Annotated in this window: 17 protein-coding genes; 7 read left to right on the top strand and 10 right to left on the bottom strand. The window is 66.7% G+C overall.

Annotated elements, in window-relative coordinates; translation table 11 throughout:
* Positions 1-41 precede the first annotated feature (41 nt).
* The 10 genes from ACFWP0_RS28090 to ACFWP0_RS28045 all read right to left on the bottom strand — a co-directional run bounded on the left by ACFWP0_RS28090 (position 42) and on the right by ACFWP0_RS28045 (position 14,944).
* The gene (locus ACFWP0_RS28090) at positions 42-764 is read right to left on the bottom strand and encodes a DUF4377 domain-containing protein (RefSeq protein ID WP_377847852.1); all 723 of its coding nucleotides are present in this window, start codon (positions 762-764) and stop codon (positions 42-44) included.
* A gap of 320 nt (positions 765-1,084) precedes the next feature.
* Positions 1,085-7,105, bottom strand: a complete 6,021-nt coding sequence (locus ACFWP0_RS28085) for a DUF3320 domain-containing protein (RefSeq protein ID WP_377847850.1) — start codon at positions 7,103-7,105, stop codon at positions 1,085-1,087.
* Positions 7,106-7,357: 252 nt separating this feature from the next.
* Positions 7,358-8,185, bottom strand: coding sequence for a lysozyme inhibitor LprI family protein (locus ACFWP0_RS28080; RefSeq protein ID WP_377847848.1), 828 nt, complete (start codon positions 8,183-8,185; stop codon positions 7,358-7,360).
* Between the two features lie 38 nt (positions 8,186-8,223).
* Positions 8,224-9,357, bottom strand: a complete 1,134-nt coding sequence (locus ACFWP0_RS28075; protein WP_377847868.1) for a hypothetical protein — start codon at positions 9,355-9,357, stop codon at positions 8,224-8,226.
* 476 nt (positions 9,358-9,833) lie between these two features.
* Positions 9,834-10,760 carry a LysR substrate-binding domain-containing protein gene (locus tag ACFWP0_RS28070; RefSeq protein ID WP_377847847.1) on the bottom strand — a complete coding sequence of 309 codons (927 nt, stop codon included), beginning with the start codon at positions 10,758-10,760 and terminating at the stop codon, positions 9,834-9,836.
* A 12-nt stretch (positions 10,761-10,772) separates the two neighbouring features.
* Positions 10,773-11,201, bottom strand: a complete 429-nt coding sequence (locus ACFWP0_RS28065; RefSeq protein WP_377847845.1) for a VOC family protein — start codon at positions 11,199-11,201, stop codon at positions 10,773-10,775.
* Between the two features lie 198 nt (positions 11,202-11,399).
* A complete protein-coding gene (locus ACFWP0_RS28060; protein WP_377847844.1) occupies positions 11,400-11,999 on the bottom strand; it encodes a nitroreductase family protein in 600 nt (199 codons plus the stop codon).
* Positions 12,000-12,182: 183 nt separating this feature from the next.
* A complete protein-coding gene (locus tag ACFWP0_RS28055) occupies positions 12,183-13,148 on the bottom strand; it encodes a Bug family tripartite tricarboxylate transporter substrate binding protein (RefSeq protein ID WP_377847842.1) in 966 nt (321 codons plus the stop codon).
* 48 nt (positions 13,149-13,196) lie between these two features.
* Positions 13,197-13,682: a DUF3237 domain-containing protein gene (locus tag ACFWP0_RS28050; protein ID WP_377847840.1), complete on the bottom strand. Its 486-nt coding sequence runs from the start codon at positions 13,680-13,682 to the stop codon at positions 13,197-13,199.
* Entirely contained in the window at positions 13,679-14,944 is a 1,266-nt protein-coding gene (locus tag ACFWP0_RS28045; protein WP_377847838.1) for a flavin-dependent oxidoreductase, read from the bottom strand. Before ACFWP0_RS28045 ends, ACFWP0_RS28050 begins: the two co-directional genes overlap by 4 nt.
* Before the next feature lie 132 nt (positions 14,945-15,076).
* Between ACFWP0_RS28045 and ACFWP0_RS28040 the strand changes: the two genes are divergently transcribed.
* The 7 genes from ACFWP0_RS28040 to ACFWP0_RS28010 all read left to right on the top strand — a co-directional run bounded on the left by ACFWP0_RS28040 (position 15,077) and on the right by ACFWP0_RS28010 (position 22,404).
* Positions 15,077-15,568, top strand: coding sequence for a MarR family winged helix-turn-helix transcriptional regulator (locus ACFWP0_RS28040; protein WP_377847836.1), 492 nt, complete (start codon positions 15,077-15,079; stop codon positions 15,566-15,568).
* Between the two features lie 188 nt (positions 15,569-15,756).
* Positions 15,757-16,893: an NAD(P)/FAD-dependent oxidoreductase gene (locus ACFWP0_RS28035; protein WP_377847834.1), complete on the top strand. Its 1,137-nt coding sequence runs from the start codon at positions 15,757-15,759 to the stop codon at positions 16,891-16,893.
* 29 nt (positions 16,894-16,922) lie between these two features.
* Positions 16,923-17,336, top strand: coding sequence for a RidA family protein (locus tag ACFWP0_RS28030; RefSeq protein WP_377847832.1), 414 nt, complete (start codon positions 16,923-16,925; stop codon positions 17,334-17,336).
* Between the two features lie 120 nt (positions 17,337-17,456).
* Positions 17,457-18,902 carry a M81 family metallopeptidase gene (locus tag ACFWP0_RS28025; RefSeq protein ID WP_377847831.1) on the top strand — a complete coding sequence of 482 codons (1,446 nt, stop codon included), beginning with the start codon at positions 17,457-17,459 and terminating at the stop codon, positions 18,900-18,902.
* Positions 18,903-18,956: 54 nt separating this feature from the next.
* Complete coding sequence (locus ACFWP0_RS28020) at positions 18,957-20,528, top strand: ABC transporter substrate-binding protein (RefSeq protein ID WP_377847829.1); 1,572 nt, start codon at positions 18,957-18,959, stop codon at positions 20,526-20,528.
* A gap of 52 nt (positions 20,529-20,580) precedes the next feature.
* Positions 20,581-21,516 (top strand): ABC transporter permease, encoded by a 936-nt coding sequence (locus ACFWP0_RS28015; protein ID WP_377847827.1) that lies wholly within the window; start codon positions 20,581-20,583, stop codon positions 21,514-21,516.
* 12 nt (positions 21,517-21,528) lie between these two features.
* Positions 21,529-22,404 (top strand): ABC transporter permease, encoded by an 876-nt coding sequence (locus ACFWP0_RS28010; RefSeq protein ID WP_377847825.1) that lies wholly within the window; start codon positions 21,529-21,531, stop codon positions 22,402-22,404.
* The last annotated feature ends 7 nt before the right edge of the window (positions 22,405-22,411 follow it).

The raw sequence follows: 22,411 nt of genomic DNA, 5'->3' as shown, positions 1-22,411 counted from the left end.
ATTCGCAACCGGCACGAAGATGGCTTCGTGCCGGAAAACCCCTACTTCCCCGAAGCGTCCTGCTCCACCACCAGATCCAGCACATACACCTTCGACGGCGCATCCGCGGGCGGATTCTTCCAGTCGTACCGCTTCACGCGCAGCACGGTCCGCACGCCGTCCTTGTGCTCGAATCCCTCGATGGACTGATACAGAGGGCGCCACTTGTCCTGCGCCGGCTGCTGGATGCCCGCCTCGTTATATTTGCGCTCGCGCACCATCAGGCACTGGTAGTTCGGAATCATCGGATGGCTGCATTCCGCGCGCTTGGCCGCGACTTCCAGAAACATGATCTGTCCCGTGCTGCCGTACAGCGTTTCCGGCGTCGGCTCGCCGACGAACTTCAGCGTGCTGCCGTCCTGCGCCACCAGCTCCAGCCCGGGTTCGGCGCTGTCGCCGGATAGCGTCGCACGCAGGTCGCCCTTGATACGCTGGCCGATTTCGGCATCCAGCTGCATCAGGCTTTGCTCGCAAGCCTTCATCGTGGACGCAAGGTTTGCCACCTGCAGCACGCCGTTCTTGTAGCTGTACCCGCCGAACTGCGTGTTGCAACCGCCGCGGATATTCAGGGCGTCGTTCGTGAAGCTCAGGCGAAGCTGGTGCTCGATGCCCGGTTGCAGCGCGGGGATCGATTTGCCCGAGGCGTCGGTGGCGGAGGCCAGGCGCCAGTGATAGGCGGTCAGGCTCAATTGGCTGGCGGGAGACGTAGCGGTCGGAGCGGGCATGGAGGACGATCCTTCACGAGGAGAGGAAGTCGGAGCGCAGGCTTGAAGCAGCGCGGCGCATACGGACGCAAGGAGGAGGGTTCTTTTCATGATTGGTTCCTGTCAGCCGGACGGCACTGATGAAAAGCGGCATTCTACGTCCGAGGCGTGGACGAATTTGCCGAACGGGAATCCAGACAGTTTCCAAATCTTGCTGCGCATCCGCCCATCGCATCGCGATATGGGCGGCGCACGCCTGCCGCGCTTCATACGGTATCGGACGCGGCGAGGCTTGCGGCAATGCGCCGCAGGCGCAAGACCTGCAATTACAGTCTGACACCTTACACCGCCCGCAGCATCCCCTCCTCTTCCCGCAACATGCCCCGCGCCTCCAGCCCGGCCACCGCCAATCCGATCCTGGCTTCCGCGTCCGCCAAGGTCCGCGCCATCCCCAGCATCCGGCACACCGACCTGGTCACGTCCGCCTTCGGCGCGTTGCCGGTCATCGCCAGCACGTGCAAGACGCCGTTGGCCAGTTCCTCGACGCAGACATCATCGATCCGGCGACGCGTAGCCTCATCTTCCCCCGCGCTTCGGAAGCCCTTCCATTCTTCAGGCTTCACTCCCGCGGGCCAATAGAACGTGGCATCCCCTTCTTCGGTCTGCCCCAAGTCCGCGGGCGTCAACGTCCGCAGTCGCTCCACAACCCTGACGCCAGTGCGCTCCAGGCCCCAGGCCCGGGCCACCTTCCGATGCAGCACCGCTTCGGCAATCGGCCCCTCGGCCTCAATGACCTGGCGCAACTGCCCGGCGAGCTGATCGTTGTTGCTCCGGTTGTAGAACGCCCCGGCGTCTCCGCCGACCGGTTCGGCCAACTGGTGGATCGACACCCCGCCAGCCGCCGCGGATGCAACATTCTCAGCCGAGGATTCGGACGCCCCTTCTTTCGTCGACATCGCCAGCTCCATGGCTCCGCCGGCCTCGGAAACCGCTTCCTGCGCCGCTTCCTCAGGCGCCTCTTCGATCTCCCGCTCCAGCTCGGCCTTCAGCCGAGCCAGCAGCTTCTCCACTTCGCGCTCCGGATTGATCCACCAGTCTGTCGACCAAACGCGGTGCAGCGTCCACCCCAGCCCTTCCAGCACCACCTGCCGCAGGCGGTCCCTGTCCCGCGCGGTGGCGCCGGAGTGGTACGCCCTGCCGTCGCACTCGATCCCCAACAGATACCGGCCCGGCGCGCGCGGGTCCACCACGCCCATGTCGATCCGATAGCCCGAGCAGCCCACCTGCGGGTGCACGACCCAGCCGTGTTCGCGCAGCACCTTGATGACCTGCGTCTCGAACGGGCTGTCGGGCTCCCGGCCCGTGGGCAGCGATTGCTCGGCCAGGGCGCGCGGGCCCTTGAGCGCAAACTCCAGATAGTGCTTCAAGTCCCGTACGCCCGTTGCCCGCACGCGCGACAGGTCGATCTGTTCCGGCATCAGGGTGCTGTAGATCACCACGCCTTCCCGCGCACGCGAAATAGCGACGTTCAGGCGACGGTGTCCGCCCTCGCCGTTCAGCGGGCCGAAGTTCATCGTCATCTTGCCGGCTGCGTCCGGGCCGAAGGTGATCGAGAAATAGATGATGTCGCGCTCGTCGCCCTGCACGTTCTCCAGGTTCTTGATGAAGAGCGGCTCGCGGGACTGGGCCGAGATGGCCTTGTCCAGTTCGGCGTTGGCGCGGCGGCGGGCGTCCAGCAGGGTTTCTATCAGCGACTGCTGGGGTTGGTTGAAGGTGACGACGCCCAGGGTCTGGCGGCGGCGGGCTTTGTCCAGGTAATGTTGCTCGATGCCCTGGACGATGGCTTCTGCCTCGCGCCGGTTCGTGCGGCTGCCGCCGCGATCGTAGACGCCGGCGACCTTCTCCAGGCGCACGGCGACGTCGTCGGTGACGGGCGACGGAAAGGTGATCAGTTGCGAGTCGTAGTAGGTGACGTTGCTGAAGGTGATCAGGCTTTCGTGCTTGCTGCGGTAGTGCCACTGCAGGCGCAGGCGGTTCATGTCGGCGCCCAGGCATTCGTCCAGGATGCTCTCCAGGTCTTCGACCTGGCCGTCGTCGCCGGCGCCGTCTTCCTCGACGGTGGATTTGCTGAAGAAGCTGGTGGGCGGCAGTTGCTTGGTGTCGCCCACCACCACCAGTTGCTGGCCGCGGGCGATGGCGCCGACGGAGTCCCACACGGGAATCTGCGAGGCTTCGTCAAAGACCACGACATCGAATTGCGTATGGCCGGCATCCAGGTATTGGGCGACGGACAGGGGCGACATCAGCAGGCAGGGCTTGAGCTTGGGCAACAGCGTGGGCAAGCGGTGCATCAGCTGGCGCACCGGAACGTGGCGAGCCTTCTTTTGCAGTTCGCGGCGCAGCAGGCCGAGTTCGCTGTCGGGGCTGACCAGGATGCCGTTGCCGGCCGGCACCTTGCCGGCCAGGACGGCTGCGATGTAGGCCGAGGTCAGTTGCTGGAAGCGGTCGTCGGCCTGGCGGAATTCCCGGATCTTGCGTTCGTGGTCGGCGCTGGAGAAGGAGCGCAGCACGGGCGAGTGGTCGATGACTTTCTTTACCCACCAGTTGCGATAGCTGTATTCGAAATGGGCTTCGACCTGCGCCAAGGGGACGCGGCCTTGCTCCAGCGACGAAACCAGCCCTTGCAGCTGCAACTGGATCGCCTGCTCCCGCGCCTGGCGCCAGACGCACCAGGGCATCAGGAATTGCTTGTTGCGGCGCCATCCGGCGATGACGGCCTGGATGCGTTCCAGCGCGCCGTGGGCGTCCGCGCCGCCCGACAAGGGCTCCGTGGGCCTGGCCAGCGCGTCGGCTTCGGCAAGTTTGTCTTGCAGCACGCGCCACGCGTTGCGGTAGTCCAGCAGGCTCTTGCCCAAGGATGCGCCGGGCTGCAGGAAGGCGCGGTTCTCGCCGACCAGCGCTTGCAGCCGCGTGCGCAGGTCCGCCGCGCGGGCGGGATCGTCCGCCACCAGGGCGACGGCATCCGCGTAGCGCTGCGCCCATTGCTCGTGGCGCTGGACCTGTTCCCAGTCGGTGGCCAGGCCGGTGTACGCGTCTTGCAGCAGGCGCTGGGCATCGGCCTTCAGCGCTGCCAGTTCGCGGTCTTCCGCATTGACCAGGGCCAGCGGCGCCAGGACGGCGCTGATCGCTGCGCCGTCCGGCCGCCGGGAATCCGCGCGATAGGCGGCCAGGCGTTTACGGACGCCGCCTTTGGCAAAGGCGGACTTCGGCCACCACGCCGAGCAGGCGGCCAGCCATTCCGCCTTGAGCGTGTTGGCATCCAGTTCCGCCAACTGCGCGTTCCACTGCTTGCCCACCTGCTCCCAATGCGCGTTGCGGGCGAGACCATGCCGCGCCAGGGCCTGCACCTGCAAGCGCGCGCCAGGGTCATGCGCCTGCGCGGCCAGCCCTGCGGGCGCCTGGGGCGCTGCCAGCAGCGCGTCGATCAGCTCATCCAGCCTGGCGCAGGCGTCCAGGCTCAGGCCGGCGACCGGCATGCCCAGCCCTTCGCCCGCGGCGACGGCGCGTTCCTTGAACCCGTCCACCGCCTGATCCAGCGCCTGCGCCGCGGCCAGCAGCGCGTCCTGCCAGCTCGGACTCCAGTCGGCCATGCCGATGTGCGCCAGCGCGTGCCCGTGCAGCTTGCCCAGCTCGCCGGACAGCGTGGACATGCGCCTTGCCGCCTCTCGCAGTTGGGCAAGCGCCTTGCGCTCATGCGCCGCCGCGTCCGCCCAGGCCATCGGCGACGGTTCCTTGCCGGCGTTCTCGATGCACGTACCTATCGCGTCGTAAACGGTCAGGCCGTTGGGATACTCGTGGTGCAGCGCGTCCACCAGCCCGTTCAGTTCCTGGCGCAGCACGGCCAGGCGCTCGGCCTCGCGGGCCCAGTCGTCGGACGTGCGCTGGCCGCCGTGGTCCAGCGCCTTGCCCAGTTGCTGCAAGACTTCGGCCTTGCGCGCCTTGGACGAATGCAGCTCCAGGCAGAACGGGCCCAGGCCGATGTTGGCCAGGCGGCGGTGCACGACCTCCAGCGCGGCCATTTTTTCCGACACGAACAGCACGGTCTTGCCGCGCGCCAGCAGGTGCGCGATCAGGTTGGTGATGGTCTGGCTTTTGCCGGTGCCCGGCGGGCCTTCCAGCACCAGGTCGCGGCCGGCGTCGACGGCGCAGATGGCCTTGAGCTGCGACGAATCGGACAAGAGCGGGGTCAGCAGGTCCTCGGGCCCGTAACTGTCGTCCAGGCGGTCGAAGCGTGCTTCGTGAGGATCTTTGGCGAAGGCCTGGCCGGGGTGGTCGATCAGGTGCTGGACGACGCGGTTGGCCTTCAACTGCTCGGTGCGGTCCTGCAAGTCCTTCCACATCAGGTACTTGGTGAACGAGAAAATGCCCAGGTGCGCCTGCTCCAGCACTTCCCAGCCGGCGATCTCGCGCACGGCCAGCCGGAAAGCCTGCAGCACGCGGGCCACGTCCACGCCCTTGTCGTCGGCGGGCAGCGCCGCGTCCAGGCCGGGAATGCGCAGCTCGTAGTTGTTGCGCAGCATCTGCAGCAACGTGGGGTTGATGATGGTCTCGTCGTCGTGGCGGATCAGCCGGAAACCGCTGCGCACCGATTGGCGCTGCAGGGACACGGGCACCAGGATCAGGGGCGCAAGGTGGGCATTCTCGGCGCCGGGGCTTTCCGTCCAGCGCAGCATGCCCATGGCCAGGTACAGCGTATTGGCGCCGCCCTCTTCCAGGCCGGTGCGCGCCGCGCCGAAGATAGTCAGCAGGTTGGCGTCCAGAGCCTCTTGCGGCACGCGGGCGATCAGCTCCTTGTTGGACAGCGCCTCCAGCGCCATGTCGTCCAGCGGCGCGCGGCCGCCGCGGCTGACATGGACTTCGGCCATGCGCGGGTCGCTGCCTTCCATCAGCGCGGCGGGCAAGGGGCGGATGCGGAATTCGCTGCCGTCGACGATGGCGTCCTCCAGCCTGCCCAGGTCCGGCACCACCAGCGGCAGCGTGGACTTGGTGAGCTTGAAGTTCAGCAGGCGGTTGCGCAGCGTCAGGTCCAGAAGGCGCGACTTCCACTTGGCCAGGCGCCCTTCCGGCGTGTCGTCGGCGGGTTCCAGGCTGATCACGAACTCCGGGTCCAGCGGCGGCAAGTCGGGCGTGGGCTCGATGGCGGCGGGCTGTTCGGCCGGTTCCGTGTCGCCCGGCGCGACGGCGACCACGCGCGACGGCAGCGGCTTGATCTGCAGTTCACGGGCGCGGTGGATGTCAATGGCGTAGCGGAAGGTGTCTTCCTCTCGCAGATGCGCGGCGCCCTGCTCCAGGGCCAGCCGCAGCGAGGGGCGGTGATTCGGATGCTGGGCGATGCCGGTGGTCTCGAACACCAGGAACTCGCCGCTGTCCACGCGTTTGCGCACGGCTTGAACGTCGTCGGTCAGCGGGTCCGCAAAGCAGGCCTGATGCAGCCACACGCCTACCCAGGCATGGCCGTCCTTCATCAGGATGACGGGACGCAGCCCCGCCTGTTCCAGGCAGGACGAGAACAGCATGGCCAGGTCCAGGCAGGTGGCCACGCGGGCTTCGATGATGCGGTCCGGCGTACGGATCTTCTGGCCGTCCACGCCAAAGGATGCGGGCGGCTCGGCGTAGTGCAGGGTCTCGGCGGCCAGCGTGCTGTAGATGGCGGACACCTGCTTCCAGACCACGTCGCGGCTCTTGGACTGGTAGCCGTTCATCGTCAGCTCGCTGTGCTGGCTGCGCAGCAGCGTGGCCGCCTTGCCGATCAGCACGTCCACGGCCGGATTGTTCGGCATGGAGAACGCGGCCAGCAGCTCGGGCAAGGCGCGCGTGCCGGCCCATTGGTCATAGGCCAGCACCGTGATGGGCTGCGAGGCGCGTCCCAGCTCCTGCGTGCCCGACTGCACCACCACATTGATGCTGGCGCGCACGGCCTCTTGCAGGTCGGCGACGTAGGAGTGATCTGGGGCCAGGTCCAGGGGGGAGATGCGGCGGATTTCGCCGGGGGCCAGCTTGTCGAAGCGCAGCTTGACGCTTTGCGCGAAGGCCGGATTGCAGGCGACGTGAACGTCGACGCTGTTGTGGGTATGCGGCGTGTGGTTGGTCAGGCGTAGCGAACGGACGATGGGGACCGCGTTCTGGATGGATGCGTAGCCGAGCGTCGGATCGGCTTCGATGTCGATGGCGATGGCGATGGCTGCGTGGGATGCAGGTTCAGGGGCCGCGTCGCGAGGGATGGCGTCAGGCGTGCTTGAACCCGCGGCATGCGCCGCACCCTCCTGGATCGCCGGCTGTTCCAGGTCTTGTCGCTTGTCCATCCATCTCTCTCGGTTCGGTTCATCGCCGGCCAGCGCCGGTGGCGCTTCCCGGACAGCCGGGACAGGCCAGGACAGGGCCTCTGCCCCGCCATGCATCGTCAAGTTCGAATTCTAAGGCGCGACGGGCCTGATTCCTTCAGGAAGCCCGAAGTTTTGCCGATGCGGCGTGCGCCTGCGCCACAGCTCGTATCGAATGGCGGCGCGGAGTAACAGCACGTTGAGCGGAAATACTCGCGCCATTCGCCGGCCGGGCTATTGGGCAGGCGGATAAGCCGCATCGGCCAGGCAGGCCCGCGCCCATTCAAAATCGTCCGAATCGTGAATCTCGCCATCGATCTTCGGCAGCGGCTTGGCGGAATAAACATAATCGGGCTGTTCCGGCTTCCAATTCCATTTCGCCTTGCCCTCGGTATCGGAGCACGCCTCGTCTTCGCTGCTGAACGAGCACGAGGCGACGACCTTGGGCTTGCCGTCCACGATATTGGCGACGTACCGATTGGTGTAGACCCTGCCCGATGCCCAGGATTCGTCGACCGTGCAGACCCGATCGTTGTTCTGGTAGTGGCGAATCGCGAAGCAGGCATAGTTCCTGTAGTCGCGCGGCAGCACGTCGCAGGATGTCCAATAGCCGGCATGTGCGCCGCCGGTGAACTGCGACTGGAATTTCTGCTGGCTGATGGCGCGGCCGATGATGGCGGGCAAGGAAGCGCCCTTCCCGGTCTCTTTGAGTTCCGCCGTGCGGTTGCGTATGAGTTCGCGCAGGATTTCGCCCGCGGACTTTTCATCGGGCAACGCATCGGGCGTGCCGATCAGCGTGTCCAGCGCCCGGCCGCGCGCCGCCACCCAGCGCTTCTGGCTGTCCACCAGCATGGCGCGGATGTCGCCGCCGGGCGCCTGCTTGAGCACGGCGTTATAGGCCCGGTTCAATTCCGCGTCGGCCGACACGGTGTTCCGGTCCGAGCAGATCAGCTTCTCGACGGCGCTACTGGCCTTTTTGCAATCGATCGCCCAGGCAGGCGCCGACAGCGTGAACAATCCAGCCAGGCAAAGCAGCCGTGCCGCGGGGATTCCAGGTTTCATCCGATTCTTCTTTTATCCAATACCCGGCCGGGGCGGGCTCAACGGCTGATGACTTCGCTGTCTTCCATCACGATGCGGTAGCGGTTGCGCAGGTCCAGCACATAGGTGAAGTTCGACGTGCCGGTTGCAGTCTTGCCGCGCTCGGGGCTGGACACCTTGTAGTCGTAGATGCCGACGACCATGCACATCTGGTCCTTGCATTGGGACTTGAGCGTGCTTTGATCCACGACAAAGCGGCGGATGGGCCAACGGGCGAAATACGCCTCCTTGTCCGCCAGGATCTCCGACTTGGGGCGCTTTTTCTTGAAGTAGTCGACGTTGTCCGCGTAGAACTCGCGCGTGAAGTTCATGGCTTCTTCGTTGCTGCCGCTGCCCGCCTGGATCATCAGGGCGGCCGCATTGATCGCCTTCTGCTCGTCGGAAATGGCGGCAGGCGCGGTTTCCTTCTTCATGTAGGGATTGGCCGGCGCCGCGGCAGGCGCCGCCGGGGCGGGCTGCGCTCCCCCCTGGGGCGGCAATGCTTGCGCCTGCGAAGGCGCGGTGGCTGCCGCGGGCGCCTGGCGCTGACCGCCTCCCATGCCGCCTTGCTGAGGTTCATTGCGCGCCGTCTGCACGTTGCCGGCACGGTTGATGCCGTACTTCGCGATTTCTTGTGGCGAGAAAAAGTACATTTCCTTGGACGGCGTGCTGAACATGATGCCCAGCACGTCGGCCGAGACTCCGTATTTCGGCAATGTCGCGACGATATCCGACACGCCAAACTGGGCCTGTTCGCCTGTCAGTTCCGGCGCGGAGATCTGATGCACGCCCAGGCGGCCGTCTGCGACGCGCTGGCGGCCTGCAAAGAACACAAACGAGCAGGCGGAAGCGCAATAGCTGTCCTTCGGAATGTAGGTATTCAGGCCGCGCTCATAGATTTCTTCCGCCACCACCAGCCCGATATGCACCAGCCCGCCGCCATTGTTCTGAAGGATGACGGTGGAGATGGTGGGATGCTCGCGCAGCGCCTTTTTCAGGTTGAGCATGTCGTTGGCGCCGACAGCCGAGTGGTACATCAGCAGGCTGGGCGCGCTAGGGAAGAACAGGAACGGACCATAGCGCTCGGGCTGTTCAGCCGCTTGCTGCTGCGCGGGCGCCTGCGCCAGGGCGATGGACATGCCTCCCAGGGACATTGCCACGCATGTTCCAAAAGCCGTTAGTTTTGTTTTCAGCATTGGTTCTGTTCTATCGCAAGGAAAAAAACGCTACTCGGACCAGGCCGCCGGCTGACTATGCTTCCCGCGCGCCTGCAAGGCCGCCAATGTATCAGTCTTTATCCACCGAGCGCATGTCGCAGGTGGTTTCCTCGTTCGACCACATGCCCCGGAACCACGCCCGGGCGGTCTTGCGGTCTTTTACGGGGATATCCTGCAAGCGCCCCTGCGGCGTTGCGCGGGTGTTGATCTTGCAGCGCGGTGGCCATACCCCAGCGCGCCGCAAGCGGAAACCACGCGATAAATCGGCCTTGCCTTCTTCACTCTCCTTGTCGTGCAGGCTGCCGATGTGGCCGTTCCTGCGTGGGAGTGAAGCTTCCGCCTGTTGACGAGGGTGGAAAAATACTATGTTGATATGCGGGCATAGGGCGCCGCTACGACTGATCGGCCGTGAGTCAGGACCCGATCGGCTCGGCGCCGGCCAGGCCTTTTTCCTCCACGTGCTGCCGCACGAATTCGCTCAGCAACCCTCGCACCGCCTCGGCCGGGGGAGTGAGCGGCACCTCGCTGGACGCGAGAACGCTGGCCGTCAGATATACCGGCGGCTCGATCAGCACCGCCCAGATCGCGGCATAGCCCGGCACGCCCGAGAAATCGCCCAGCGGCAGGATGGTGTTGCCGATGCCCGCCTGCACGGCCGACAGCATCCCTGAAAACACCTCGGTCTCGGCCACGATCTGCGGAACGATGCCGGCCTGGGCAAACAATCGGTCGAGCATGGTGCGCGTGATGTTGGGATGCGCGGGCAGGATCAGCGGCATGTCCGCCAGTTGTTCGAAACGTATCCCGGATGGCCGCCGCCCCGCCTTCCTGGGGCTGACGACAAAAAGCCGCTGCCGGAACAGCGGCTGGCGCAGAAAGCCCGTAAACGGTTCGTCCTCGAACACCAGGGCCAGATCCAGCGAACTGTCGCGGATGCGCGAGCCCAGCTGGCCGCTGGCGCCGCTGCTAAAGCGCAGGCTGATCTTGGGCAGCGTCGCCTTGCAGGCCTCCATCAATTCGCCGGCCAGGAAGGAGGCCAGCGTGGAAGACATGCCGATGCGCACCACGCCTTGCATTTCACCGCCCAGCGACCGGACGATCTGCGGAATCCGCTCCAATTGGCTCAGGATGGAGGCGGCTTCCGCGTAGAAGGCGGCGCCCGCCGCCGTGGGACGCACCCCGCGGGCGCTGCGGTGCAGCAGCACCACGCCCAGTTCCTCTTCCAGCGCGGCGATCTGCTGACTGAGCGCCGGCTGCGCCACCGGGATGAGCGTCGCCGCACGGGAGAAACTGCCCGCCTCCACGATCTTCACGAAGTACCGCAGGTGGCGCAGTTGCACGCGGAATCCCCGTCAGAACGTCACCTTGACCGACGGCGCGCTGCGCTCGGCTTCGCCGTGGAACACGGCTTCGATGTTGTTGCCGTCCGGATCCAGCACGAAAGCGCCGTAGTAGCCGGGGTGATACTCCCGGAATCCCGGCGCCCCGTTGTCCGTGCCGCCATGGGCCAGCGCCGCCTTGTGGAAGGCGTCGACCATGGCCTGGTCCTGCGCCTGGAACGCCAGGTGATGGCGCCCGGTCAACTCGCCCTGCGCGGCCTCGTTGTCGGCCGTGGACACGAACAATTCGTCGGCCCAGAAATACCCGTCTCCGGTGCCGCCCATGGGCACCTTCAGGACATCGAACACCGCTTGATAAAACCGTTGGCTGGCCGGCAGGTCGCGCACGACCAGCTGGATGTGATCGATCAGGCGGCCGCGATGAATTTCATTGGTCTGCATGATGACTCCTCTGGTTGGGGGGCTCGCTTGAATATAGCGCCATCCGCCGTCCCAAAAGAACACCATCCGCCGAACGGCGGGGCCACCAGTCCGAACAAAAACACCCGCCCCCCAAAAACAGCAAACCCGCATTTCTCCATCGGGAAATGCGGGTTTGAACACCGCTGTCATGCCGGGCGCTCAGCGGCGCCCCGGACATCAGCCGACCACGCGGAAACGCTCGGCGTCGTCCATGAAGGGCTTGTCGCCGAAGCCGGCTTCGTTCGAGCCGAACGGCATCTGTGCGCGCAGCTTCCAGTAGGCGGGAATGTTCCACTCGCGCGCCACGGCGGCGTCGATCAGCGGGTTGTAGTGCTGCAGGCTGGCGCCGACGCCGGCGTTGGCCAGGGCGGTCCAGGTCGACAGCTGGGCCATGCCGCCCGATTGCTCCGACCACACCGGGAAATTGTCGGCGTACAGGGCAAACTTTTCCTGCAGGCTGCGCACCACGTCCTGGTCTTCGAAGAACAGGATCGTGCCCACGCCGGCGGCAAAGCTCTTGAGCTTGGCTTCGGTCTTGTCAAAGCCCTCGGCGGGCGCCACCTTGCGCACTTCCTCGATCGCCAGATTCCAGAGCTTTTCGCTTTCGGCGCCGAACAGGATCACGGCGCGCGAGCTTTGTGAATTGAACGACGAAGGGCTGTGCTTGATCGCGTCCTGGATCAGGGTCGCCAATTCCTCTTTGGAAGCCGACAGGTTGCGGCCCAGCGAGTATTGGGTGCGGCGCTTCTTGAGTGCCTCGAGGTAAGCGTTGCTCATGAGAATATGACCTTTCGACTAGTAGATAGAGGGACTATGGAAAGGAATTCTACTGGCTGACCCGTGACACGAACACCCGTTCACCCGCATTCAGCCTGGAACAAACTGTTCCATTCATGAGGTGAATAAGGGGCCACGCCATGGCGCGGGGGCAGGCGCGCCATGGTGGTGGAAAGCCGAGCGTCAGTCCGCCCGGAAGCCCGTCGCCTTCACGACTTCGCTCCAGCGTTTGGTTTCCGTCGTCAGCAGGGCTTGCAGCGCCTGCCGGTCGGAGCCCACCACCACAAACCCGGCTTCGCCCAGCGTGCGCACGGCCGCGGGTTGACGCAGCGCCGCCGCGCTGTCGGCCTGCAGGCGCGCAAGCACCGCATCCGGCGTGCCGGCCGGCGCAAACAGCGCGAACCAGGCGCCGAAGTTGACCGCAGGCAGCCCGCCTTCCGCAAAGGTGGGCACGCCGGCCAGTGCCGACGAGCGCTGTGCGCCCGTGGTGGCCAGGGCGCGCAGCTTGCCGCCCTGCACCTGCGGCGCCGCCAGCGCCGTCGTCACGAACGCGGCCTGGACCCCGCCGGACACCAGCCCCGACACGGCGTCGCCGGTGGAGCGGTAGTGGATGGCCTCGATCTTCAGCCCGGCCTCGCGGGCGAAGAGTTCGGCGCCGAAGTGGCCGGGCGTGCCTGCGCCGAAGGTGGCGAAGTTCACGCGGTCCGGCGCCTTCTTCGCGCCGTCGACGAACGAGGCCAGGTCCTGATGCGGCGAACTGGCCGGGACCACCAGCACGAAGTCGGCCCGCACCACTTCGGAAATGGGCGCGAAGTCCCGTGGCGGGTCGTAATTCAGGTTGCGGTAGGTGGCCGGCGAAATGCTGATCGAGCCGACTTCTCCCAAGAGCAGGGTCTGCCCGTCCGCGGGGCTGCGCGCAACCGCCTGGGCGGCGATCTGCCCGCCTGCGCCCACCTTGTTTTCCACAACCACGCTTTCGCCCAGCAAGGGCCCCATGTGCTGGGACAAGGTCCGGGCCACGATGTCCGGGCCGGTTCCCGGCGGAAATCCCACGTTCAGGCGCACCGGGCCATTGGGAAACTGCGCCACCGCCGTAAGCGGCAGGCACAGCAGAAAGCCGCTCAACAGGCGGCGCAGCATCGATTGCATGGTTGTCTCCTGATTTTGTGTGTCAATGCCGCGGCGGATGCCGCGGGTTCAGCAAATGCGGTAGAAGCGCAGCTCCACGCGGTCGGGATAGCGCGCGCCGGTGCCGATGAAGAGGCTCTCGTTCATCCAGCCCAGCGCGGGCGACGCGGTTTCAAAGCGCGGATAGCTGCGGAAGTAGATGCGGGCGGGGTCCACGGCCTCGCCGCGCGCCAGGCGGGCGATGTCGTCGGCGCGCCCCGTGCGTATGCCGGTGTTTTCCACATAGACGCGCTCGCCTTCCGGGGTCTCGATGACGTAACGCGCGTGGATGTCGGTAAAGGTCGCCGACCGGATCACCTGGAAGTCCGCCCCGCCCGGCAACACCTTGCCGCGCAGGCGCGGCCCGTCCACCGTGCCGCCAGTGATCGGGATGACGCGGCGGCGGCCTTGCGGCGTATCGCCCACTTCCTGCGGCGCGCCCACGTCGACCACCACGGTGGCCACGTGCTCAAGCCGGGGCGCCAGAGGGTCGTTCAACGCATCGGCATAGCTCATCGAATTTCTCCGCGGCTTAGCCGCAAGGCGGCGGGATCAAAGCCCGCCAGTTGCTTGTAGCGCAGCGACACCGCCGCCAGTTCCTGCGGCGCGATGACATCGTTGATGTCGGCAAAACCCGAGGGCGCGCGCTCTTCGGCCATCTGCATGACCTGCTCCGGGCCGTTCAGGCGGTTGCGCAGAACAATGCCCGCCGTGCGCGGCAGGCGCTCGGCTTCGTATTCCAAGAGGGCAATCTCCGGCGAGCGCGCCTTGCCCTGCGCTGCTTGGCCCAGCCAGTCGGCCAGGCAGCGCGCGTCAAGAATCGCCTGCGCCGAACCGTTGGAGCCGATGGGGTACATCGGGTGCGCGGCGTCTCCCAGCAAGGTGACGCGGCCACGCGTCCAGCGGGGCAAGGGATCGCGGTCCACCAGCGGAAATTCGTAGATCGCCCGAGCGCCGTCGATGATGGCGGGAATGTCGATCCAGTCCCAGCGCCAGTCCGCGAAACGGCCGGCAAAGACCGACTTGTCGACCTGGCGGTTCCAATCGGTGGCGGGCAATTCGGCGCCCGGCACGGACAGCTCGGCAATCCAGTTGATCAGCGACCTCCCTTCGCGTCGCAGCGGCTCCGAGATCGGGTAGCAGACGAACTTCTGGTCCTGATGGCCGGCCATGAACATGCTGCGCCCGTCCAGGTACGGCGGCGCCTCGGTCACCGCGCGCCACAGCATGCGGCCGGAGAAGCGGGGCTCATCGCCCGCGGGATGCAACTGGCGGCGCAGCGCCGAATGAATGCCGTCGGCGCCCACCACGATGTCGCCGCGCACGGACTGCAGCGCACCGTCCGCGCGGCGGCGGAACTGCGCCGACACGCCCGAGGCGTCCTGTTCGGCGAACTCCAGGACCATGCCGGTGACGATCGCGTCCTGCCCGAGCTGCTCGCGCACGGCTTGGGCGAGCAACATCTGGAATTCGCCGCGATGCACCGAGTACTGCGGCAACGGATAACCCGCTTCGAGACCGCGCGGCTCGCGCCAGATGGGCTGCCCGAACTTGTTGTAGTAGTGCAGTTGCGACGTTTCGATGGCGCGTTCGTCCAGGGCGGGCATGAGACCCAGCTGCTCCAGTTCGCTCACGGCGTGCGGCAGCAGGTTGATGCCCACGCCCAAGGGACGCAGTTCTTGCGCGCTTTCGTATACGCGGCAGGCGATGCCGCGCCGATGCAGCATCAGCGCGAGCGTCAGCCCGCCGATGCCGGCGCCGGCGATGACGATTTGCATGTCCACTCCTGGTTTTATTTGTTATGCAACATAACAAAACTGAAGGCCGATTCGCACCGGGGATTTCCCGTAATCCGGTGGCGCGGCGACCAGGTCTGCTTTAGTGTTGAGGCCCTTGAGCCGCGATCCCCCATGTCCAGAGCCTCCTCCCAACGCCCCCGCCGCCCCGCTGCGCGCGGCGAACATTTCGACCCGCATGTTCCGGGCATCCAGTACGGCGCGCTGGACGACCTGGTGGGTTACGCCATCCGGCGCGCGCAGATCCTGATCTACGAAGACTTCCTGTCGGCGCTGGCGCCCTGGGACATCACGCCCCAGCGCTATTCGGCGCTGACGCTGATCGCCGCCAACGCCGGCATGAAGCTCGCCGACCTGGCGCGCATCCTGGGCATCGCGCGCTCGGGCGCCGTGCAGATCGTCAATCAGCTTCAGGACTTGGGATATGTGGAAAGGCTGGAGGCGGAACGCGACAAGCGCGCGTATGCGCTGGCCATGACGGCGGCGGGAGAAGCGGCGCTGGCCGCCATCACGCAGGCAGTGCAGCAGCACGACGCCCGGATGAGCACGAAGCTGAGCGCGGCCGAGCGGCGGCAATTGATCGGGCTGCTGGGAAAACTGGGATAGCCGGAGCCGCCCCCCGTCCGATTGCCCGACGAAGCACCGCGCCCGCTGAGATCGGATCCCAGCGGGCTTTTCTTCGCGGTTGAACGCCCTGGCGCCCGCCATCAGGGCAATCCCCTATTACTGCGCGGCCGTCAAAAAACTATCGTATTCGAGAATTATCAAATAAGAGAATTCTCGCTTCCGACAAAATGACAGCTGAATCCCTATACGATTACGCCGTGATCGGCGCCGGCATCGCCGGCGCATCCGTGGCCTACCGCCTGAGCGCCACGGCGTCCGTGGCGGTGCTGGAACGCGAGCCCCAACCGGGTTATCACTCGACGGGCCGCTCCGCGGCCATGTTCATGGAAACCTACGGCACGGCGCAGATCAAGGCGCTTACCCGCGCCAGCCGCGCCTTTTACGAGCACCCGCCGCAGGGCTTCAGCGAACACCCGCTCCTCAGCCCGCGCGGCGTGCTGTACATCGCCACGCCTGAGCAGAAAGGCCTGCTGCAGGAGGTCTTCGAGGATTTCCACCGCCAGTCCCCCAACGTGACGCTGATCGACGCCGAACAGGCGGTTGCACGCGTGCCGTGCCTGCGCGCCGATCAGCTTTGCGGCGCGATCGAAGAGCCGGACGCGCGCGATATCGACGTGCATGCGCTGCACCAGGGGTTCCTGCGCGGCATGAGCAAGCAGGGCGCGGTGCTGCACAACAACGCCGAGCTGGTGTCCGCCGCCTATGCGGACCAGGTCTGGATGCTGACGCTGGCCGACGGCCGCGCCATCCGGGCACGCGTGCTGGTCAACGCCGCCGGCGCCTGGGCCGATCACACCGCCGCCCTGTGCGACGCCGCCCCCATCGGCCTGCAGCCCTGCCGCCGCACGGCCTTCACGTTCCCGGGGCCGCAGGACGTGGATTTCGCCCACTGGCCCGCCGTGGTCGGGGTGGACGAAAGCTATTACTTCAAGCCCGACGCCGGCCAGTTGCTGGGCTCGCCCGCCAACGCCGACCCGGTCGCCGCGCACGACGTCGTGCCCGAAGAGCTGGATGTCGCAACCGGCATCTACCGCATCGAATCCGCCACCTCGCTTACGATCCGCCGCCCCAAGCACACCTGGGCGGGCTTGCGCTCGTTCGTGCGCGACGGCGACTTCGTCGTGGGATGGGATGCCGATGCCCCGGCCTTCTTCTGGCTGGCGGCGCAAGGCGGCTACGGCATCCAGACCGCGGCGGCCACCTCCGAACTTGCCGCCGCGCTGCTGACGCATCAGCCCGTTCCCGCCCATCTGCACGCGCACGGCGTCAACGCCGACGCGGTGCGTCCCGAGCGCCTGCGCTGACCCTTATCCCCGACCACCGAGAGCCCGACATGACCGCCATCACCCGCTATCCCAGTTCCCTGCCCCTGCCGTTCTCGCGCGCCACCCAGGCGGGCGGCTTTCTCTTTCTGTCGGGGCAGATCCCGATGGATGCCGGCGGACAGGTCGTTCGCGGCGATATCGCCGCCCAGACCCATGCCGCCATCGAACGGATCAAGGAAACGCTGGCCCTGACGGGCGCGACCCTGAAGGACGTGGTGCGCGTGACGGTATGGCTGTCGGACCTGACCCTGTTTGCCCAGTTCAACGAGGCCTATCGCAGCCATTTCGCGACGGACTTTCCGTCGCGCTCGACCGTCGAGGCCAAGCTGGCCATGGATGTGGACGTGGAAATCGAGGTACAGGCCTGGCTGGGCGCCGCCCAAGCCACGGGCTTTGTCCCCGGCCCGACATCGGAAGCCTGACGCCGCATCCATTTGATTGCATGACACCGCCAGGCCCGGCGCCTGGCGGGGCGGCACCCCCCTCGCGCGCGCCACGATGCCCGCGCACCTTGTCCACCTTCTTGCGCGGAGCGGCACACCATGAAAATTTTCTCCGGGTCCCTGGCGACCGAGACCAACACTTTTTCTCCCATCCCGACCGGCCTGTCCGCGTACCGGGCCCGCGGCTATTACCCCGCCGGCCAGCACCCGGACCGCATGCAGATGTTCTCCGGGCCGCTGTGGGCCGCGCGCCAGCGCGCCGTGGGCAAGAACTGGACGCTGGTCGAAGGCATGACGGCGGGCGCGACGCCGGCAGGTACCACCACCCGCCACGCCTACGAAACGCTGCGCGACGAGCTGCTTGAAGACCTGCGCCGCGCCGGCAAGGTAGACATCGCCCTGTTCGGCCTGCATGGCGCCATGGTGGCCGACGGCTACGACGACTGCGAAGGCGACCTGCTGCGCCGCGCCCGCGAGATCGTCGGCCCGGGCGCCGTCATCGGCGCCGAGCTGGATCCGCACTGCCATTTGACGGACGCCATGGTGGACAGCGCCGACTTCCTGGTCTGTTTCAAGGAATACCCCCACACCGACATCCTCGACCGCGCCTACGATCTGGTGGACCTGTGCGTGGCCCGCGCCGAGGGTCGCACCCAGCCCGCGCGCGCGGTCTACGACTGCGAGATGATCTCCATCATGCACACCAGCCGCGAACCCATGCGCAGCTTCGTGGACCGCCTGATGGCCATGGAAGGCAAGGAAGGCGTGCTGTCGGTCTCCATCGCGCATGGCTTTCCCTGGGGCGACACGCCGGACATGGGTTCCAAGGTATTGGTCTACACCGACGGCGACCAGCGCCAGGCCGACGCGCTGGCGCGCGCCCTGGGCGAAGAGATCATCGGCTTTCGCGACCAGCTCGCGCCGCCCTACCCCGGCGCCGACGAGGCGCTGGACCAGGCCTTGGCACAAAAGGAATTCCCCGTGGTGCTGGCGGACTCCGCCGACAACGCGGGCGGCGGCGCGCCCAGCGACGCCACCTTCATCCTGGAACGCGTGCTGGCGCGCGGCATCGCCGACGTCGCCACCGGCCCCTTCTGGGACCCGGTAGCCGTCCAGCTCTGTTTTGAAGCGGGCGCAGGCGCGCAGATCAAGCTGCGCGTGGGCGGCAAGGTGGCGCCCGTGTCCGGCCAGCCGCTGGACCTGGACTGCGAAATCCTGGCGCTCAAGCGCGACGCCGTCATGACGGGGCTGGCCGGCACGCCCGCGCTGCTGGGCGACGTGGCCGTCGTGCGCACACGCGGCGTGACCATCGTCATGACATCCTCGCGCACCCAGGCCATGGACACGGACCTGTTCACGCAGTTCGGCGTGGACCTGCAGGCGATGAAGCTCATCATCGTGAAGTCGTCGCAGCACTTCTACGCCTCGTATTCGAAGGTGGGCCGCCACGTCATCTACGTCGAGACGCCGGGCGCCATCACGCAGGACGTCAACGCGCTGCCTTTCACCAAGCGCAAATTGCCCAAATGGCCGTTCAAGGCCTGAGGCGACATCCATTGCCGCCCATGCCGGGCATCCAGAATGACTAAGGGGATAACAATGATCAGACGTTTCAGTTTGCTGGGAGCCGCCGCGCTGCTGGCCATGACCGCCGCCACGGGCGCGCTCGCGCAATCCAAGACCTTGCGCATGGTGCCGCACGCGGACCTGAAGACGCTGGACCCGCTGTTCAACACGGCCTACATCACGCGCAACCACGGCTACATGGTGTTCGACACCCTGTTCTCCCAAGACAGCAAGGGGCAGGTCAAGCCCCAGATGGTGGACGCCTGGACCACGTCCGACGACGGCAAGACCTGGACCTTCACCCTGCGCCCCGGCCTGAAGTTCAACGACGGCACGCCGGTGACGGCCGAGGACTGCATCGCCTCGCTGCAGCGCTGGGCAAAGAAGGACACGCTGGGACAGGCCATGATGGCGGCGGGCGCCGAATTCGCCGCCACCGGGGACAACGCCTTCACGCTGACACTCAAGGAGCCCTTCGGCCTGGTGCTGGACGCCTTGTCCAAGCCCTCCGGCATGCCGCCGTTCATCATGCCCAAGCGCCTGGCCATGACGGACCCGAACACGCAGGTCACCGAGATGGTCGGCTCCGGCCCGTTCCTGTTCAAGCGCGACGAATGGGTGCCCGGCAACAAGGTCGTCTATGTGAAGAACCCGGCCTACGTGCCCCGCGCCGAACCGGCCGACGGGCTGGCCGGCGGCAAGAACGTGAAGGTGGACCGCGTGGAGTGGCTGTACATCCCCGACGGCAACACCGCCACCGCGGCGCTGATGAACGGCGAGGTCGACATGATCGAGCAGATCACGCCGGACTTCCTGCCCGTCGTGGAAAGCAACCCCGACATCACGCTCAGCACCTCGGTCGCCTCGCAGGGCATGGTCATCGTCAACGCGCTGCACCCGCCGTTCAACAACCCCCTGGCCCGCCAGGCGCTCTACCACCTGGTGAGCCAGAAGGAAATGCTGTCGGCCATGGGCTACCCGGAGAAATACCGCGTCGACTACTGCGCCACCATGTTCATCTGCGGTTCGCCCCTGGCCACCGATGCGGGCGCCGCCCCCTACGCCAAGCCGGACCCGGCGCGCGCCAAGCAGCTGTTCCAGGAAGCCGGCTACAAGGGCGAGAAGGTGGTGCTGCTGTATCCGACCGACCACCTGAGCGCGCCCGCCGTGATGGTGCTGGCGCAGAACATGAAGAAGGCCGGCCTGAATGTGGACGTGCAGTCGATGGACTGGGCTTCGCTGGCGGGCCGCCGGCTGAAGAAGGACGCGCCCGAAAAAGGCGGCTGGAACATCTTCCTGACCTGGGGCGGCTACTACGACGCCAGCACGCCGGTGACCAATCCCTGGATGTCGGCCGCTTGCGGAAACAGCCTGCCGGGATGGCCCTGCGACAAGGAGCTGGACACGCTGCGCACCAGCTGGATCCGCGAGACCGAACCCGCCAAGCGCAAGGACATCGCCGCGCAGATGCAGGCGCGCGCCTACCAGACCGTGCCGTACGTGATGTGGGGCGAATTCAAGCCCGTCTTCGCGGTCCGCGGCCTGACGCACACCGAGCTGGTCAAGGCCGGGATCCCGGTGATGTGGAACATCGAAAAGCCGTAAGGCAGACGCCGGGCGCCGCGCGCGCCCGGCCACAAGCCGGGGGAAATCCAGCGTGAAATACATCCTGCGCCGCATCGCGGCCGTCATTCCTGTCATGGCCGTCGTGGCGGTCGTGGTGTTCCTGCTGATACACCTGTCGCCGGGCGATCCGGCGGCGGTGATCGCGGGCGACAACGCCACCGCCGACGACGTCGAGAAAATCCGGCAGAACCTGGGGCTGGACAAGCCGCTGCTGCAACAGTTCGGCATCTGGCTCAGCCACATCGCCGTCGGCGACCTGGGCACCTCGATGTCCACGCAGATGCCGGTATCGCAGCTGATCGGCCAGCGCATGGGGCCGACGCTGTCGATCGCCGCCTTCACGATGCTGTTCGCCGTGCTGGCGGCGGTGCCGCTGGGCGTGCTGGCCGCGTGGAACGCCGGGCGCTGGCTGGACCGGCTGGTGATGATCGGCGCGGTCTGCGCGTTCTCGGTGCCGGTGTTCCTGATCGGCTACTGCCTGGTCTACGGTTTTTCCATCAAGCTGGGCTGGCTGCCCGTGCAGGGCTACAAGCCGATGGCGGACGGGCTGGTGCCCTACCTGCGCCACCTGGTGCTGCCCTGCCTGTCGCTGGGCCTGGTGTACATGGCGCTGCTGACCCGCATGACGCGCGCCACCATGCTGGAGGCCCTGTCCGAGGACTACATCCGCACCGCGCGCGCCAAGGGCCTGTCGGCGGGCCCCATCGTGTGGCATGCGCTTAAGAACGCGGCCAACCCGATCGTCACCACCATCGGCGTGGGCGTGGCGCTGCTGATTGGCGGCGTGGTGGTCACGGAAACCGTGTTCGCCATTCCCGGCCTGGGCCGCCTGACCATCGACGCCGTGCTGCGCCACGACTATCCCGTGATCCAGGGCGTGCTGCTGGTGGCCTCCGGCATCTACGTGCTGATCAACCTGCTGGTCGACCTGAGCTACCGGCTCTTCGATCCGCGCATCCGCTACTGAGAAGGGCAACGCATGACTACGACCACCCTGCCGCTTCCCGTACCCCGCCCGCGCCTGCGCCGCGCCTTCCGGTCGCTGCGCCGCCATCCCATGCTGTATGCGGGCGGCGCCATCCTGCTTCTGCTTGCGGCGATTGCGCTGGCCGCCCCCTGGCTCGCCACCGTCGACCCGCAGGACATCAACCCCATGGCCCGCATGAAGCCGCCGTCGGCCGAACATTTCTTCGGCACCGACGCGCTGGGCCGCGACGTCTATTCGCGCACGCTCTGGGGCGCGCGCGTGTCGCTCCTGGTCGGCATCGTGGTGGCGGTCGTCTCGACCGTGGCCGGCGTGGTGCTGGGCATGCTGGCCGGCTACTTCCGGCGAGTCGACGCCTTCATCATGCGCATCATGGACGGCCTGATGGCCATCCCCGGCGTGCTGCTGGCGATCGCCCTGATGGCCACGCTGAAGGGCGGCCTGGGCACTGTGATCGTCGCCATCGTCATCCCCGAGGTGCCGCGCGTGGTCCGCCTGGTGCGCGCCCTGGTGCTGACCATCCGCGAACAGCCCTATATCGAGGCGGCCGTGTCGGTGGGCACGCGCGTGCCCTCGATACTGCTGCGCCACATCCTGCCCAACCTGTTCGCGCCCCTGATGGTGCAAGCCACCTTCATCGCCGCGTCGGCCATCCTGACCGAAGCCGTGCTGAGCTTCCTGGGCGTGGGCATTCCGCCGCAGATCCCGAGCTGGGGCAACATCATGGCCGAAGGCCGCAACTTCGTGGCCGTGGCGTTCCACATCATCCTGTACCCCGGCCTGTTCCTGGGCGTGGCCGTGCTGGCCGTCAATCTGGTGGGCGACGGGCTGCGCGACATGCTCGATCCCCGCCTGGCCAAAAAGCTGTAGGAGCGCC

The organism is Achromobacter sp. NPDC058515 (genome assembly GCF_042721735.1).
GTDB lineage: Bacteria > Pseudomonadota > Gammaproteobacteria > Burkholderiales > Burkholderiaceae_B > Achromobacter.
The sequence above is the reverse complement of the archived record's forward strand: the minus strand, read 5'-3'. Positions and strand labels throughout refer to the sequence as shown.